This window comes from Kitasatospora sp. NPDC001175, assembly GCF_053598215.1.
The window spans coordinates 99259-115274 of the sequence record NZ_JBSFJU010000002.1; the positions used below are offsets into that span (position 1 = coordinate 99259).

Annotated in this window: 13 protein-coding genes; 11 read left to right on the forward strand and 2 right to left on the reverse strand. The window is 70.3% G+C overall.

All coding sequences use genetic code 11. From position 1 onward, the window contains the following. Positions 1-190: 190 nt before the first annotated feature. The 8 genes from ACWDAK_RS02405 (at position 191) to ACWDAK_RS02440 (ending at position 12492) form a co-directional block, all read left to right on the forward strand. Positions 191-460 (forward strand): hypothetical protein, encoded by a 270-nt coding sequence (locus ACWDAK_RS02405; protein WP_427393179.1) that lies wholly within the window; start codon positions 191-193, stop codon positions 458-460. A gap of 157 nt (positions 461-617) precedes the next feature. Then, positions 618-1136: a MauE/DoxX family redox-associated membrane protein gene (locus tag ACWDAK_RS02410; protein WP_344634031.1), complete on the forward strand. Its 519-nt coding sequence runs from the start codon at positions 618-620 to the stop codon at positions 1134-1136. Between the two features lie 63 nt (positions 1137-1199). Next, positions 1200-2057, forward strand: a complete 858-nt coding sequence (locus tag ACWDAK_RS02415) for a DsbA family protein (protein WP_344634030.1) — start codon at positions 1200-1202, stop codon at positions 2055-2057. Positions 2058-2161: 104 nt separating this feature from the next. After that, entirely contained in the window at positions 2162-3139 is a 978-nt protein-coding gene (gene lgt / locus ACWDAK_RS02420; protein WP_344634029.1) for a prolipoprotein diacylglyceryl transferase, read from the forward strand. Between the two features lie 168 nt (positions 3140-3307). Continuing rightward, complete coding sequence (locus tag ACWDAK_RS02425) at positions 3308-4051, forward strand: VIT1/CCC1 transporter family protein (protein ID WP_344634028.1); 744 nt, start codon at positions 3308-3310, stop codon at positions 4049-4051. Positions 4052-4655: 604 nt separating this feature from the next. After that, complete coding sequence (gene gltB / locus ACWDAK_RS02430) at positions 4656-9266, forward strand: glutamate synthase large subunit (protein ID WP_427393178.1); 4611 nt, start codon at positions 4656-4658, stop codon at positions 9264-9266. Continuing rightward, positions 9259-10719: a glutamate synthase subunit beta gene (locus ACWDAK_RS02435; protein WP_344634026.1), complete on the forward strand. Its 1461-nt coding sequence runs from the start codon at positions 9259-9261 to the stop codon at positions 10717-10719. Before gltB ends, ACWDAK_RS02435 begins: the two co-directional genes overlap by 8 nt. A gap of 315 nt (positions 10720-11034) precedes the next feature. Continuing rightward, positions 11035-12492, forward strand: coding sequence for an aldehyde dehydrogenase family protein (locus tag ACWDAK_RS02440; protein ID WP_344634025.1), 1458 nt, complete (start codon positions 11035-11037; stop codon positions 12490-12492). 224 nt (positions 12493-12716) lie between these two features. Here ACWDAK_RS02440 and ACWDAK_RS02445 read toward each other — a convergent pair whose 3' ends face one another. Further along, complete coding sequence (locus tag ACWDAK_RS02445; protein WP_344634024.1) at positions 12717-13382, reverse strand: rhomboid-like protein; 666 nt, start codon at positions 13380-13382, stop codon at positions 12717-12719. Between the two features lie 348 nt (positions 13383-13730). Here ACWDAK_RS02445 and ACWDAK_RS02450 point away from each other — a divergent pair, with 348 nt between their 5' ends. From ACWDAK_RS02450 to ACWDAK_RS02460, 3 genes are all read left to right on the forward strand, one after another. Beyond that, complete coding sequence (locus ACWDAK_RS02450) at positions 13731-14027, forward strand: hypothetical protein (RefSeq protein WP_427393177.1); 297 nt, start codon at positions 13731-13733, stop codon at positions 14025-14027. Positions 14028-14078: 51 nt separating this feature from the next. Continuing rightward, positions 14079-14342: a hypothetical protein gene (locus ACWDAK_RS02455; protein ID WP_427393176.1), complete on the forward strand. Its 264-nt coding sequence runs from the start codon at positions 14079-14081 to the stop codon at positions 14340-14342. A 317-nt stretch (positions 14343-14659) separates the two neighbouring features. Next, on the forward strand, positions 14660-15442 hold the full coding sequence (locus ACWDAK_RS02460; protein WP_427393175.1) for an IS5 family transposase: 783 nt from the start codon (positions 14660-14662) through the stop codon (positions 15440-15442). Here ACWDAK_RS02460 and ACWDAK_RS02465 read toward each other — a convergent pair. Continuing rightward, positions 15408-15902: a hypothetical protein gene (locus ACWDAK_RS02465; RefSeq protein WP_427393174.1), complete on the reverse strand. Its 495-nt coding sequence runs from the start codon at positions 15900-15902 to the stop codon at positions 15408-15410. The genes ACWDAK_RS02460 and ACWDAK_RS02465 overlap by 35 nt on opposite strands. Positions 15903-16016 lie beyond the last annotated feature (114 nt).

Consider the following 16016-nt stretch of genomic DNA (forward strand, 5'->3'; position numbering starts at 1 on the left):
ACCTCCTCGGGGGAGGTGACGGGCCGTTGCAGGTGCGGAAGGTGGTGAATCCGTACGAGTGAAGTGTTGGCCGCTCACGCATCAGCGGCGATTGACCGGCGTTGAGTGGAGGGACCACTGTACGGTGCCGTCCGCTCCAAGTGGTTCGTGCACCGTCGCCGTCCATGACCGCTGTGAGGGGGGCAAGTCCGTGCCGGGCCTCCAACGCGCCGTGCTCCTGCGGGCCGCCGCTGCCGCGCTGACGCTCTGCGCGGCCGTCGGCCTGGAGGCGGCCGTCGGGCATGCGCTGGCCGCGCGAGGGGCGGAGCGGGCCGAGCGGGACGCCGTGGTGTGCGGGGAGGCCACCCGGCCGGCCACGGCGGTGCGGGCCCACCGGGCGCAGGCGCATCGCGGCCATGCCGTCGGCCATGCGGCGGCCAAGGGTGCGAGGAGCTGTACGGGCGGCCGCAGGACGCGGTAGCGGGCCCCGCGCCCCTGCGGAACGACTGAACAGATCGGGACAACAGCCCTCCAGATGTCACTCATTCGGCGTAACGTACGAATTGTGAGGAACCATCACTCTTCCCCTACGGTTCATCAGGAAGCGTGAGCGGGAGTGAGACCGAGGGAGACACCCGATGGCCAGTCAGATGGCTGAGTCGCCGGCCGGCACCGAGCCGGTGCTGCGGCGGGCGGTGGACGGGCCGGTGGGGCAGTGGGTGGGGCTGGCCGTGCGGCTGGCCCTGGCGGCGGTCTGGGGCTGGGCCGGGCTGGCGAAGATCGCCGATCCGGCCGAGGCGGCGCAGGCGGTGCGGGCGTACGAGATCCTGCCGGAGTCACTGGTCAAGCCGGTCGGCTACGGGTTGCCGTTCCTGGAGGTGGCGCTCGCGCTGCTGCTGGTGATCGGCCTGGGCGTGCGCGCGGTCGCCGTCGTCTCCGCCGTGCTGCTGCTCACCTTCATCGGCGGGATCAGCTCCGCGTGGGCGCGCGGCATCTCGATCGACTGCGGCTGCTTCGGCGGCGGCGGGGCGGTCGACGTCTCGAAGACCGAGTACCTGCAGGAGATCCTGCGCGACTGCGGCTTCCTGCTGCTCGCCGCCTGGTTGCTGCTCCGGCCGCGCACCAGGCTCTCGGCAGACGCCTGGCTGACCGCCTAGCCGGGCACCGGCAGACCCCCGACCCTCGAACCCACCTTGGACAGCAGGTTGGACACAGCAGGTATGAGCGAGAAGAACCGCGAAGGCAAGCGCAGCGCCCGCGAGCGGATGCTGGAGGAGCGCGCGGCCGACGAGGCGCGCGCCAAGCGCAACAAGAAGCTGGGCGTCGGCGGTGTGGTGGCCGCGGTGGCCGCGGTCGCGGTGGTGGCCGGCGTGGTGGTGCAGAACCAGCGTTCCAAGCCGGAGACCCCGGCCGCCGCGCCCCTCGGCGCGATCGGCGACAAGAAGCTGATGATCCCGTCCGGAGCGGCCAACGCGCCCTCCGTGCTCACCGTCTACGAGGACCCGCGGTGCCCCGCCTGCGGCGCCTTCGAGCGGAGCTTCGCGCCCACCATCGACCGGCTGGAGGACCAGGGCAAGCTGTACGTCAACTACCACATCGTCTCGTTCATCGACCGCTCACTCGGCGGCAAGGGCTCCAAGAACGGCGCCAACGCGCTGGCCTGCGCCCAGGACGCGGGCCACTTCCGCGACCTGCACGACGTGTTCTACCGCAACCAGCCGGCGGAGACCTCCGACTCCTTCGCGAACAAGGCGACCCTGATCAAGCTGTCCAAGCAGGTCAACGGGCTGGACACACCGGCCTTCGAGAGCTGCGTGAACGACAACAAGTACGGCGGCTGGGTCTCCGCGGTGCAGCAGGACTTCGACAAGTCCAGCTACAAGTCCACCCCGACCGTGCTGCTCAACGGAACGCCGGTCTACCCGAAGAACGGTGACGAGCCGATCACCGCGGAGAACCTGGTCAAGTGGGTCGACGCGGCCAACCAGGGCAAGCCGCTGGGCACCACCGGCTCCGGCAACGAGAGCCCGGCTCCGACCACCACCGCGTCCGAGCCCAACACGCCGCCCTCGCCCTGACGGCGCCGAGCGGCAGCCCTACGGGAAAAGAGAGGACTGTTCGGAAGCTGTGACCCTGTCCGATGCCGATCCGCCGGGCAGGGTCCGGTAGCGTCGACCTTGTCATGGAACTCGCTTACATCCCGAGCCCGTCGCGGGGGGTCCTCTACCTCGGACCCGTCCCGCTGCGCGCCTACGCCTTCTGCATCATCATCGGTGTCGTCGTGGCCGTGTGGCTCGGCAGCAAGCGCTGGGTCGCCCGCGGCGGCGCCAAGCACACCGTCGGTGACATCGCCGTCTGGGCCGTCCCGTTCGGACTGGTCGGCGGCCGGCTCTACCACGTGATCACCGATCACCAGCTGTACTTCGGTGCCGGCAAGGACCCCTGGAACGCATTCAAGATCTGGGAGGGCGGCCTCGGCATCTGGGGTGCCATCGCCCTGGGCGCGGTCGGTGCCTGGATCGGTGCCCGCCGCCGAGGTGTCCCGCTGCCCGCGTACGCGGACGCCATCGCTCCCGGTATCGCGTTGGCCCAGGCCTGCGGCCGTTGGGGCAACTGGTTCAACCAGGAGCTCTACGGCAAGGCGACCACCCTGCCCTGGGGCCTGAAGATCCACAAGGTGCTGCCGGACGGCACGGTGGTGGAGGGCGTCTACCACCCGACCTTCCTGTACGAGTCGCTCTGGTGCGTCGGTGTCGCGCTGCTGGTGCTCTGGGCCGACCGCCGGTTCACCCTCGGCCACGGCCGGGCCTTCGCGCTCTACGTCGCCGCCTACACGGTGGGCCGGGCCTGGATCGAGTACCTGCGGATCGACGAGGCGCACCACATCCTGGGCCTGCGGCTGAACGACTGGACCGCGATCGTGGTCTTCCTCGGTGCCGTCGCGTACCTGGTGATCGTCGGCAGGAAGCGCCCGGGTCGGGAGGCTCCGGACTCGATCGACCCGGCGGCCCTGGCCGAGGAGCCGGCGGAGTCCGGAAAGGACCTGACACAGTCCGGCCCGGACCTGACCAAGTCCGGCAAGGAGAGCGTGCCCTCGCCGAGCCCCGTGCCGGCCGAGCCGCGACCGGTGGCCGAGAGGAAGTCGACCGAACCGTCCTGACCTGGGCCTACGCCGAGCTCCGGCCGCCCCCACCGTCTTGGTGGTGGGCGGCTGGAGCCGTGTTCGGACAGCCTTACTTTCCTGGAATCCGTCTAAAGTTCGGACTAGTTTAGGAAAGGTGAGACCCGGCCGGGCCGGGAGAAGTGTTCGAACGGAGGCCGACCGACCATGACCGCGACCATCGCCCAGCCGAACCTGGACGACCAGCCCAAGCCGCGCATCCCGGCGGAGGGCCACCACCGCGATGTCAACGGCGGCTGGCTCCGTCCGGCGGTGTTCGGCGCGATGGATGGACTGGTCTCCAACTTCGCTCTGATGACCGGCGTGGTCGGTGGCGCCGTCGGCAGCAGCACGGTCGTCCTCACCGGCCTCGCGGGCCTCGCCGCCGGTGCCTGTTCGATGGCGGCCGGCGAGTACACCTCGGTGGCCTCCCAGCGCGAGCTGGTCGAGGCCGAGATCGAGGCCGAACGGCTGGAACTCAGCCGCAACCCGCACGGTGAGCTGGCCGAGCTGGCCCAGCTGTACATCGCGCGCGGTGTCGAGCCGGAGCTCGCCCACGAGGTCGCCCGACAGCTGTCCGCCGACCCGGACCAGACGCTGGAGATCCACGCCCGGGAGGAGCTGGGCATAGACCCGAACGACCTGCCCTCGCCGCTGGTCGCGGCGGCCTCGTCGTTCCTGTGCTTCGCGGTCGGTGCGCTGGTGCCGTTGCTTCCGTACCTGCTGGGGGCCGCCTCGCTGCTGCCGGCGCTGGTGCTCTCGCTGATCGGGCTGTTCGTGTGCGGCGCGGTGGTCGCCCGAGTGACCGCGCGGAGCTGGTGGTTCAGCGGGCTGCGGCAGCTGGTGCTCGGCAGTGCGGCGGCGGGGGTGACGTACCTGCTCGGTGCGCTGATCGGCGGGCACGTCGGCTGAGGCCGCCCTGCCGGCGGTGACACCAGGGGCGCGGGGAACCGTCCGGCCAGCCCTCCGTGGAGGTGGGCGGTCGTTCACGCGGTTCCCCGCGCCCCTCTCGACATTGCGGTAGCGACTTCGCGGAGGGCTTGCACGGGGGTGGGGGAGGGGCCCGTCGGGCGCGCTCTTCCGCTGTGGGTCTGTACGACGGACCGCATGGATATGCCACCGACTGCGTGATGTTCCGCACATGGGCCAGGGGGTGTGGCCTGGCCTAACCCCGCCTGCGGGCGGATTGGACCGCAGAATCCTGTCCGACGGCCCGCCGCTGGAGATGGAATCGCAGGCAGTGTTGTTCTCGGCATGTGGACGGCGGATTTCGCCCCTGTTTCGGGACGGGTGGGCGGGGGCACACTGGTGGCAACGTGCGGACAGGCGTTCGCCTCTCCTCGCACCGGCCGCCAGTCGGGAAACCCCCGCGAACTGGGCCTTCTGTCCGCGATGTGGACGTCGTATTCCACTTCTCGGGACCTTCAGCATTATGTAACCTGCACGACATCGCATCAGGGCCAACGTCGTCCCTATTGCACTCAGCAACTTGCCAATGACGACGACGGGAGAGCCGATGCTGCCTGCATCCACGCACTCCGCCAACGAGCCCGGGCAGGTCAGCCGCCCGTACGCGCTCGTTCCGGATGCGCGCCCCAAGGCCCAGGGTCTGTACGACCCGCGCAACGAGCACGACGCCTGCGGCGTCGGCTTCGTCGCCACGCTGACCGGCACCGCCGACCACACGATCGTCGAGCAGGCGCTGACCGTGCTGCGCAACCTGGAGCACCGGGGTGCCACCGGCGCCGAGCCGGACTCCGGTGACGGTGCGGGCATCCTGACCCAGATCCCGGACGCCTTCCTGCGCTCCAAGGTCTCCTTCGAGCTCCCCGCCGCCGGCTCGTACGCCGTCGGCATCGCCTTCCTCCCGGACGAGGACGAGGCCGACCTCGCCGCCGTCGCGAAGATCCAGGCCATCGCGACCGAGGAGGGCCTCACCGTCCTCGGCTGGCGCGGTGTCCCGGTCGCCCCCGACCTGCTGGGCGCCACTGCGCGCAGCGTGATGCCGCGGTTCAGGCAGTTGTTCGTCAGCCACGGCGAGAAGACCGGAATCGAGCTGGACCGGGTCGCCTTCGTGCTGCGCAAGCGGGCTGAGCGTGAGGCCGGGGTGTACTTCCCCTCACTGTCCGCGCGCACCATCGTCTACAAGGGCATGCTGACCACCGGCCAGCTGGAGCCGTTCTTCCCCGACCTGTCGGACCGGCTCTACGCCTCCGCGATCGGTCTGGTGCACTCGCGGTTCTCCACCAACACCTTCCCGAGCTGGCCGCTCGCCCACCCGTACCGCTTCGTCGCGCACAACGGCGAGATCAACACGGTCAAGGGCAACCGCAACTGGATGACGGCCCGCGAGTCCCAGCTCGCCACCGACCTCATCCAGGGCGACCTGAGCCGGATCTTCCCGATCTGCACCCCCGACCACTCCGACTCGGCGTCCTTCGACGAGGTCCTGGAGCTGCTGCACCTCGGCGGGCGTTCGCTACCGCACTCGGTGCTGATGATGATCCCGGAGGCGTGGGAGAACCACGCCACGATGAGCCCGGCCCGGCGCGCCTTCTACCAGTACCACTCCAACCTGATGGAGCCCTGGGACGGTCCGGCCTGCGTCACCTTCACCGACGGTACCCAGATCGGCGCGGTCCTGGACCGCAACGGCCTGCGCCCCGCCCGGTACTGGGTCACCGAGGACGGCCTGGTCGTGCTCTCCTCCGAGGTCGGCGTGCTGGACGTCGCGCCCACGAAGGTGGTCAGGAAGGGCCGGCTGCAGCCCGGCCGGATGTTCCTGATCGACACGGCCGAGGGCCGGATCGTCGAGGACGAGGAGATCAAGTCCGCGCTCGCCGCCGAGCACCCCTACGAGGAGTGGGTCGCCGCCGGGCAGATCCAGCTCGCCAAGCTGCCCGAGCGCGAGCACATCCACCACACCCACGCCTCGGTGACGCGCCGCCAGCAGACCTTCGGCTACACCGAGGAGGAGCTGCGGGTCATCCTGGCGCCGATGGCCAGGACCGGCGCCGAGGCGCTCGGTTCGATGGGCACCGACTCGCCGATCGCCGCGCTCTCCGAGAAGCCGCGCCTGCTGTTCGACTACTTCGTCCAGCTGTTCGCGCAGGTCACCAACCCGCCGCTGGACGCCATCCGCGAGGAACTGGTCACCTCGCTGCTGAGCAACCTCGGCCCCGAGGGCAACCTGCTCGACGCCAGCCCGTCGCACTGCCGCTCGGTCGGCATCACCTTCCCGGTGATCGACAACGACGAGCTGGCCAAGCTCATCCACATCAACGCCGACGGCGACCAGCCGGGCCTGAAGGCCGTCACCCTGTCGGGCCTGTACCGGGTCGCCGGCGGCGGCGAGGGCCTGGCCGGACGGCTCGCCGAGATCGCGGCCGAGGCGGACGCGGCGATCGCCGACGGTGCGCGGATCATCGTCCTCTCCGACCGGCACTCGGACGCCGAGCACGCGCCGATCCCCTCGCTGCTGCTCACCTCGGCCGTCCACCACCACCTGATCCGCACCAAGCAGCGCACCCAGGTCTCGCTGGTCGTCGAGGCCGGTGACGTCCGCGAGGTGCACCACGTGGCGCTGCTGGTCGGCTACGGCGCCGGCGCGGTCAACCCGTACCTGGCGATGGAGTCGGTCGAGGACCTGGTCGCCCAGGGCACGTTCGTCAACGAGCACGGCACCGATGGTGTCGAGCCGCAGAAGGCCATCAGGAACCTGATCAAGGCGCTCGGCAAGGGCGTGCTCAAGGTCATGTCGAAGATGGGCATCTCGACGGTCGCCTCCTACCGCGGCGCCCAGGTGTTCGAGGTGATCGGCCTCTCCCAGGAGCTGGTGGACTCCTACTTCGCGGGCACCACCACCAAGCTCGGCGGCATCGGCCTGGACGAGATCGCCAAGGAGGTGGCCGCCCGGCACGTCAAGGCGTACCCGGCCTCCGGGATCTCCGCCGCGCACCGCGCACTGGAGATCGGTGGCGAGTACCAGTGGCGCCGCGAGGGCGAGCCGCACCTGTTCGACCCGGACACCGTCTTCCGGCTGCAGCACTCGACCCGCTCGCGCCGGTACGACATCTTCAAGCAGTACACCGGCCGGGTGAACGAGCAGTCCGAGCGGCTGATGACCCTGCGCGGTCTGTTCGAGCTGGATGCGCTCGGCCGTACGCCGGTGCCGATCGACGAGGTCGAGCCGGTCTCGGAGATCGTCAAGCGCTTCTCCACCGGCGCCATGTCGTACGGCTCCATCTCGCGTGAGGCGCACGAGACGCTGGCGATCGCGATGAACCGCCTCGGCGGCAAGTCCAACACCGGTGAGGGCGGCGAGGACCCGGACCGGCTGTACGACCCGGAGCGCCGCTCGGCGATCAAGCAGGTGGCCTCCGGCCGGTTCGGCGTCACCAGCGAGTACCTGGTCAACGCGGACGACATCCAGATCAAGATGGCGCAGGGCGCCAAGCCCGGTGAGGGCGGCCAGCTGCCCGGCCACAAGGTCTACCCGTGGGTCGCCAAGACCCGGCACTCCACCCCGGGTGTCGGCCTGATCTCGCCGCCGCCGCACCACGACATCTACTCCATCGAGGACCTGGCCCAGCTGATCCACGACCTCAAGAACGCCAACCCGGACGCCCGCATCCATGTGAAGCTGGTCTCCGAGGTCGGTGTCGGCACGGTCGCCGCCGGCGTCTCCAAGGCACACGCGGACGTGGTGCTGGTCTCCGGCCACGACGGCGGTACCGGCGCCTCGCCGCTGACCTCGCTGAAGCACGCGGGCGGCCCCTGGGAGCTCGGCCTCGCCGAGACCCAGCAGACCCTGCTGCTCAACGGGCTGCGCGACCGGATCGTGGTGCAGACCGACGGCCAGCTGAAGACCGGCCGCGACGTGGTGATCGCCGCGCTGCTCGGCGCCGAGGAGTTCGGCTTCGCGACCGCGCCGTTGGTGGTCTCCGGCTGCATCATGATGCGGGTCTGCCACCTGGACACCTGCCCGGTCGGCGTGGCCACCCAGAACCCGGTGCTGCGCGAGCGCTTCTCGGGCAAGCCCGAATTCGTGGTCAACTTCTTCGAGTTCATCGCCGAGGAGGTCCGCGAGATCCTCGCCGAGCTGGGCTTCCGCTCGATCGAGGAAGCCGTCGGCCACGCCGAGCACATCGACGCCACCGCCGCGATCGACCACTGGAAGGCCGCCGGGCTCGACCTGGCCCCGCTGTTCCACGTCCCCGAACTGCCCGAGGGCGCGGCCCGGCACCGCACCACCGACCAGGACCACGCGCTGGACAAGGCCCTGGACAACGAGCTGATCGAGCTGGCCGAGGACGCCCTGGAGCGCGGCGACGCGGTCCGCATCCAGCTGCCGATCCGCAACGTCAACCGCACGGTCGGCACGATGCTCGGCCACCAGGTGACCAAGCGGTACAAGGGCGAGGGCCTGCCGGAGGGGACGATCGACGTCACCTTCACCGGCTCGGCCGGGCAGTCCTTCGGGGCCTTCGTGCCCAAGGGCATCACACTGCGGTTGGAGGGCGACGCCAACGACTACGTCGGAAAGGGTCTCTCCGGCGGTGTGGTGATCGTCCGCCCGGCCCGCGAGGCCGCCGCGATCGGCAACGACGCCCAGCACCACGTGATCGCCGGCAACACCATCGGCTACGGCGCCACCAGCGGCCGGATCCACCTGCGCGGCAAGGCCGGTGAGCGGTTCGCCGTCCGCAACTCCGGTGCCACCCTGGTGGTCGAGGGCGTGGGCGACCACGGCCTGGAGTACATGACCGGCGGCCGGGTCGTCATCCTCGGCGAGACCGGGCGCAACCTGGCCGCGGGCATGTCCGGCGGTACCGCGTACGTCCTGGACCTGCGCCCGGCCAACGTCAACGGCGGCATGGTCGGCATCGAGGCTCCGGACTCGGCGGACCGCGACTGGCTGCGCGAGACCGTGCAGCAGCACTACGAGGAGACCGGCTCGACCGTCGCCGCCGAGCTCCTGGCTGACTGGGGCAGCGGGGTATCCCGCTTCTCCAAGATCATGCCGACCGACTACAAGGCTGTGCTCGCCGCCAAGGACGCCGCTGAGCGCGATGGACTCTCCGAGTCCGAGACCACTCGCAAGATGATGGAGGCGGCACATGGCTGACCCCAAGGGCTTCCTGACCACGCCCAAGCAGCTGGCGGAGCGGCGCCCGGTCGACGTCCGGATCCGGGACTGGAACGAGGTCTACGTCGAGCGCAGCCTGCTGCCGATCATCACCAAGCAGGCCGGCCGCTGCATGGACTGCGGCATCCCGTTCTGCCACAACGGCTGCCCGCTGGGGAACCTCATCCCCGAGTGGAACGACCTCGCCTGGCGGGACGACTGGAAGGGCGCGATCGAGCGGCTGCACGCCACCAACAACTTCCCGGAGTTCACCGGCCGGCTGTGCCCGGCCCCGTGCGAGTCGGCGTGCGTGCTGGGGATCAACCAGGACGCGGTGACCATCAAGAACGTCGAGGTCACCATCATCGACAAGGCCTGGGACCGGGGCGGGGTCACCCCGCAGGTGCCCGAGCGCCTCTCCGGCAAGACGGTTGCGGTGGTCGGCTCGGGACCGGCGGGACTCGCCGCCGCCCAGCAGCTCACCCGGGCCGGGCACACCGTGGTGGTGTACGAGCGTGCGGACCGGATCGGCGGTCTGCTGCGTTACGGCATCCCCGAGTTCAAGATGGAGAAGCGCCACATCAACCGCCGGATCGAGCAGATGCGTGCGGAGGGCACCCGGTTCCGCACGGGGGTGCACGTCGGCGAGGACATCACCGGCCAGCAGCTGCGCGAGCGCTTCGACGCGGTGGTGCTGGCCGCCGGCGCCACCACCGCTCGTGACCTGCCCGTTCCCGGACGGGAGTTGAAGGGCGTCCACCAGGCGATGGAGTACCTGCCGCTGGCCAACAAGGTGCAGGAGGGCGACTTCGTCGAGTCGCCGATCAGCGCCAAGGGCAAGCACGTGGTGGTCATCGGCGGCGGCGACACCGGCGCGGACTGCGTGGGCACCGCCCACCGCCAGGGCGCGGCGTCGGTCACCCAGCTGGAGATCATGCCGCGGCCGGGCGACGAGCGCCCCGAGCACCAGCCCTGGCCGACCATGCCGATGACCTACAAGGTCACCTCGGCGCACGAGGAGGGCGGCGAGCGGGTTTACGCGGTCAGCACCACCCGCTTCACCGGGGACGCGGACGGCAACGTGGCCGAACTCCACCTGGTCGAGGTCGAGTTCAAGGACGGCCGACTCACACCAGTCCCGGGCACCGAGCGGTCGATCCCGGCGCAGCTGGTCACCCTGGCCATGGGCTTCACCGGCACGGACGTGAAGAACGGCCTGGTCGAGCAGCTGGGCGTGGAGCTGGACGCACGAGGTAATATCGCCCGTGATGGGAAGTTCGGCACCAGTGTGGACGGCGTGTACGTCTGCGGTGACGCCGGTCGCGGACAGTCGCTGATCGTCTGGGCCATCGCCGAGGGCCGTTCCGCGGCCGCTGCGGTGGACAGGTACCTGGGCGGCAAGACCCCGCTGCCCGCTCCGATCCGGCCGACCGATCGCCCGCTCGTCGTCTGACAACGTGGTCCGACGATGTGACCCGACAACGGTGGGTGGTCCGACAACCCTCTCATGAACCGCCGGGCATCTTCCCGCCCGGCTGCACCACCCGCCCGCCCGTCAGCGCCGCCGGGCATAGCGGTTCAGACGGCACCTGCCCTCTCCCCGACCAGTTGGGGGCAGGTGCCGTTGCGCTTTTCCGGCCCGGGCGTGCGCTGCTGAGCTCTTCCGGCCCGGGCAGGCGCTGTTCCGCTTTCCCGGCCGCCGGAGTTGACTCGACAGTAAGATGACGATCAGTCAGTTCTCGTGCTGAAAACCCGGAAAGGGGATCGGATGTCCTACTTCTCTGAACTGTCGCAGCAGTACGTCGACGGCCGGTGGCAGGCCGGCAGCGGTTCGTGGGACATCGTCGATCTGAACCCCTACAACGGTGAGAAGCTGGCCTCCTTCACCGTCGCCACGGTCGCCCAGGTCGACGAGGCGTACCGGGCCGCCGAGCGGGTGCAGCGGGAGTGGAGCCGGCTCAACCCGTACAGCAGGCGGCTGGTGTTCGAGCGGGCGCTGCGGGTCATCGAGGAGCGCGAGCAGGAGATCACCGAGGCGATCATCGCCGAGCTCGGCGGCACCCGGCTCAAGGCGGCGTTCGAGCTGTCGCTCTCCAAGGACATGCTGCGCGAGTGCATGCAGCTGTCGCTGCGCGCGGAGGGGCGGATCCTGCCGTCGCCGGTGGACGGCAAGGAGAACCGGCTGTACCGGCTGCCGGTGGGTGTGATCGGCGTGATCAGCCCGTTCAACTTCCCGTTCTTCCTCTCGCTCAAGGCCGTCGCGCCCGCGCTCGCCCTCGGCAACGGTGTGGTCCTCAAGCCGCACCAGGAGGCCCCGGTCACCGGCGGCACCCTGGTCGCGAAGGTCTTCGAGGAGGCCGGGCTGCCGGGCGGGCTGCTGAACGTGCTGCTCACCGACATCGCGGAGATCGGCGACGCCTTCCTGGAGCACCCCGTGCCCAAGGTGATCGCCTTCACCGGCTCGGACCAGGTGGGCCGGCACGTCGCCCGGGTGGCGGCGGGCCACTTCAAGCGGACGGTGCTGGAGCTCGGCGGCAACAGCGCGCTGGTCGTGCTGGACGACGCGGACCTCGACTACGCCGTGGACGCCGCGGTGTTCAGCCGCTTCGCGCACCAGGGCCAGGTCTGCATGGCGGCGAACCGGGTGCTGGTCGACCGGAGCGTGGCGGCGGAGTTCACCGAGCGGTTCGTCGCCAAGGTCCGCACCCTGCGGGTCGGGGACCCGGCGGATCCGGAGACCCAGCTCGGTCCGCTGATCAACAGCGCCCAGGCGGAGGCGATCGGCGCACAGGTGGACGAGGCGGTCGCGGAAGGCGCGACGGTCCTGCTGCGGGGCGGCGTGACCGGGACGCTGATGGAGCCGGTGGTGCTGACGGACGTCCCGGCCGAGTCGGAGATCCTGCAGCGGGAGCTGTTCGGGCCCGTGGTCGTGCTGGTGCCCTTCGACGGCGAGGAGGAGGCGATCCGGATCGCCAATGCCACGCCGTTCGGCCTGAGCGGCGCGGTGCACACCGGCGACGTCGAGCGCGGGGTGCGGGTGGCCAAGCGGATCGAGACCGGCATGGTCCACGTCAATGACGGGACCATCCACGACGAGGCCATCGTGCCGTTCGGCGGCGAGAAGAACTCGGGCGTCGGGCGGTTGAACGGGGAGGCGACGGTCGAGGCGTTCACCACGGTGAAGTGGATCTCGATCCAGCACGGGCGGAGCCGGTTCCCGTTCTGACGGAGCCCGGCCCCCGGCAGCCGGGCGGCGGTGCCGCGGCGCAGCAGGACTTCGATGTTTTGCCTGCTCGGTCAGCCCGCCCGGCCCTGAGGCCGGGCCGGCGGGTGCTGCGCCGCTTCCGGCGGCGGCCGTGTAGGCGGCCGGCGACGGCACCAACCACTCGGACTGAGCGCCGAGCAGCGCGAGCAACTTCAGGCACTCGGGGTCGAAGTCCTGCTGGAGTACTAGGCGGTGCGCGGCCGGCGCAGCCAGGGTGAACGGGAGGCCAGGACGCCGATGCCGAGGGCGATCAGGTGGCCGGCGTCGGCGAGTTCCTGGTCGAGTGCCCAGGCGACCGCCAGCAGCACGGCGAGGGCCGGTAGCCCGTACCGCCCCAGCCGGGCGGGGCCGAGGGCGAGCAGGAAGCCGCCGGTGGCGACCAGGCCGTAGCTGATGCCGACGTCCCGGGCGCGGGAGAGCGCGCCCGGGATTCCGGTGCTGAGCATCACCCACATCGCACCCTCGGTGAGCAGGGTGGCGCCCAGGTGCCCGAGGAGGAAGACCACGGCGGTGCGGGCGGCTCCCCAGCGCCACTCGGCCAGCCCGACCACGACGGCGACCGCCACGATGCCGGCCCAGGCGGGCACACCGTCCACCACAAGACCGCTGGTGAACAGCGTCCACCACTTGCCGACCTCCATGTGGTGCACGTTGCTGCTGTTGTGCCGGACGAACCGGGCCCGCCCGGCCCTGCTCTGGCCGGCGAGCCACCAGGCCATCGCGGTCAGCAGCAGCACGTACACCGTCGTCAGCGGGAGGCGGGTGAGCGCCCGGAGGGCCGGGTCGTTGGACGCCGCCCGCCGTACCGCGCCGGGGCGGTTGCTGGTACTCGTCCCGCCGCGATCTCTCATCGTGCCTGTCGCCCTTGACTTCCGTTCGGACCCTGCCGGGCCGCTGCCGGACCCCGGCAGCATCGTCAGCCTACGACGCAGGGTGGGCGCTCCCGGTTCTCAGTAGGGTCGGGGACTGGAAACGGAGCATCAGCCACCGCGCCAGTCCCCGACCCTACTGAGCAGCTGTTGCTCAATCGAGCCTGGTGATCGTGAGTTCGATTATGTTGTCCCGGTCGGGTGAGCATGGAAGTGGAGCCTCCCACACGGCTCGGGCGCCAAGACACCGTCAGGCTGGGCCCTACCCACTTCCGGTGTCACCGCAGGCGGATAGCCTCCGGCGGGAACGGACGGCTGACGGGAGTGGGCGTGGACATCGAGGAGATGCTGGACCGGCTCGGCACGGTGATCGGGCCGCCGCCTGCGGACGGGGTGATCCCGGTCCCCTGGGACCTCGGGGCCGCGGAGCTCGGTTTCCAACTACCCGCGGACTACCGGGCGTTCGCCGACCGGTACGGGGCGGTCAGTATCAGTGGCGAGTTGCACATCTTCACACCGTCGGCAGCTCCTACTACCAAGATCGGGCAGCCACTCGGTTTCGAGGGGTTCCTGTACTACACGACGGAGCCCTACGGGTACTGCGGCATGCTGGCCCAGGCCTACTAGGACGGGGACTACGACGAGTGCCCGTACCCGCTGTTCCCGGCCGAGGGCGGATTGCTGAAGTGGGCCAACAACTGGAACTCCGACCAGTTCTTCTGGCTGATGCGGGGCCCGAACCCGGACCGGTGGCCGGTCGCTGCCAAGTTCGACTCAATGCTGAAATGGGACCTGTTCGAGGGCGGCTTCCTGGAGTTCCTGCTGGCGGCGGTGACGGAGCAGTACCCGTACCACGGGGACGTCGTTCCCGGCGGGATGAAGCAGGTCGGTGACGGCCGTGCCTATCGCCCTCGAGGTGACTGGTCGAAGCAGCTCCGGTAGTGAACCCGCGAGCACTGTCAACGGCCGGCTCCGGCTCGCTGAGCTGGCCGGCCGTTGTCGTGCCGATCGCGGTGAGCGTGAGTTCGATTGCGGTGGCTCGGTCGGGTGATCTTGCCGCCCGCCGGGCATGAAGGCAGGGCCTCTGGTGCAACTCGGGGTTGTCGAGACCTTGAGCACGCCAGGAGGCCCCGTTGTCGCTGTTGTATGCCCTCACGCCGGTTGGCTCCAACTCCGCAGCCCATACGTGTGATTGTCTCGCTCACCGGTTCGGGAACGCCGGCGACCGGCCGTACAGGCGTCCGAGGTACCCCTCGGACATGACCGACGCGGAGTGGGCGGTCGTGCGTAACGCGATGCCCGTCCCCGCCTGGCTGGAAGGCCGGGGCGGGCAGCCGGAGGGCTACTGCCACCGTCAGATGGTCGACGCAGTGCGCTACCTGGTCGCGGGCGGCATCACCTGGCGGGCGATGCCGGAGGACTTTCCCGCGTGGGACCGCGTCTACGCCTTCTTCCGACGGTGGCGGGACTGCGGCCTGGTCGCCGAGTTCCACGACCGGCTGCGGGACCGGGTCCGCGAGGCAGCGGGCCGGGATCCGGAGCCGACTGCCGGGATCATCGACGCGCAGTCGGTGAAGGCCGCCTCCTCGGTTCCGAGCGCGAGCCGGGGATTCGACGGCGGGAAGAAGGTGAACGGCCGCAAGAGGCACATCGTGGGGGACACCCTCGGCCTGCTGCTGGTCGTCATGGTCACTGCCGCCTGCGTCACCGACCGCGAGGCAGGCCGCACCCTGCTGGCTCGGCTACGGGAGCGGCACTGGCGCATCACCCTGATGTGGGCCGACGGCGGCTACACCGGACGCCTGGTCGACCTCGCCCGCGACGTGCTGCGGATCGCGCTGACGGTGGTCAGACGTACCGACGACACCACAGGATTCGTCGTGCTGCCCAAAAGGTGGTTGGTGGAGCGGACGTTCGCGTGGCTGATGCGCTCACGCCGTCTGGCCCGCGACTACGAGGGCCGCGCCGACACCTCCGAGGCGATGATCCGGTGGTCGATGAGCATGGTCATGAGCCGCCGGCTCGCCCGGCGACCACGCTGAACATCCCCGGCCGTTCCTCGACGAGCCAGCCCCGCGCGGCCAGCCGCTTGGCCTTCGACCGCACCCCTTCCACCTTCGCCGGGACCGGCTCTAGCCCGAGTGCCGTCGCGAGTTGCCGACAGTCCATCGCCTCCCCGCACGAAGCGCTCCGACCGGCCAGGGCGTCGATGAGCCGCTGGTAGTCCGGCGCCAGCACCGCCGGGGCGAGTCCTTCACACCACTGCGGCACCACGGAACCGGGCGCCGCCGCGGCGGCCCGCTCCGGCCGCTCATCGGCCGCCACGACCGGCGGCCCTTCTTCGCCGCTGCGAGGAAGGGCCAACACCTCGGCCACCGTCTCACGGGCGATCACGAATCGCTCCCACACGGCCTCCGCCTCCCGCAGTTCGGTCTGGAGGGCCTCCACCCGCTGCCGAGCAGCGCGTTCACGCTCCTCCAGCAGCCCCATCACCGACGGCATCCGGCACCTCCACCGAAGAGACGAAACGACACCTCGTCTCTCCCGCCGAAGTACCAGCCCTATGCCTGACCAGCGAAAACGCACCCATCACTCTCGGAAAGACAACGGCCTCTA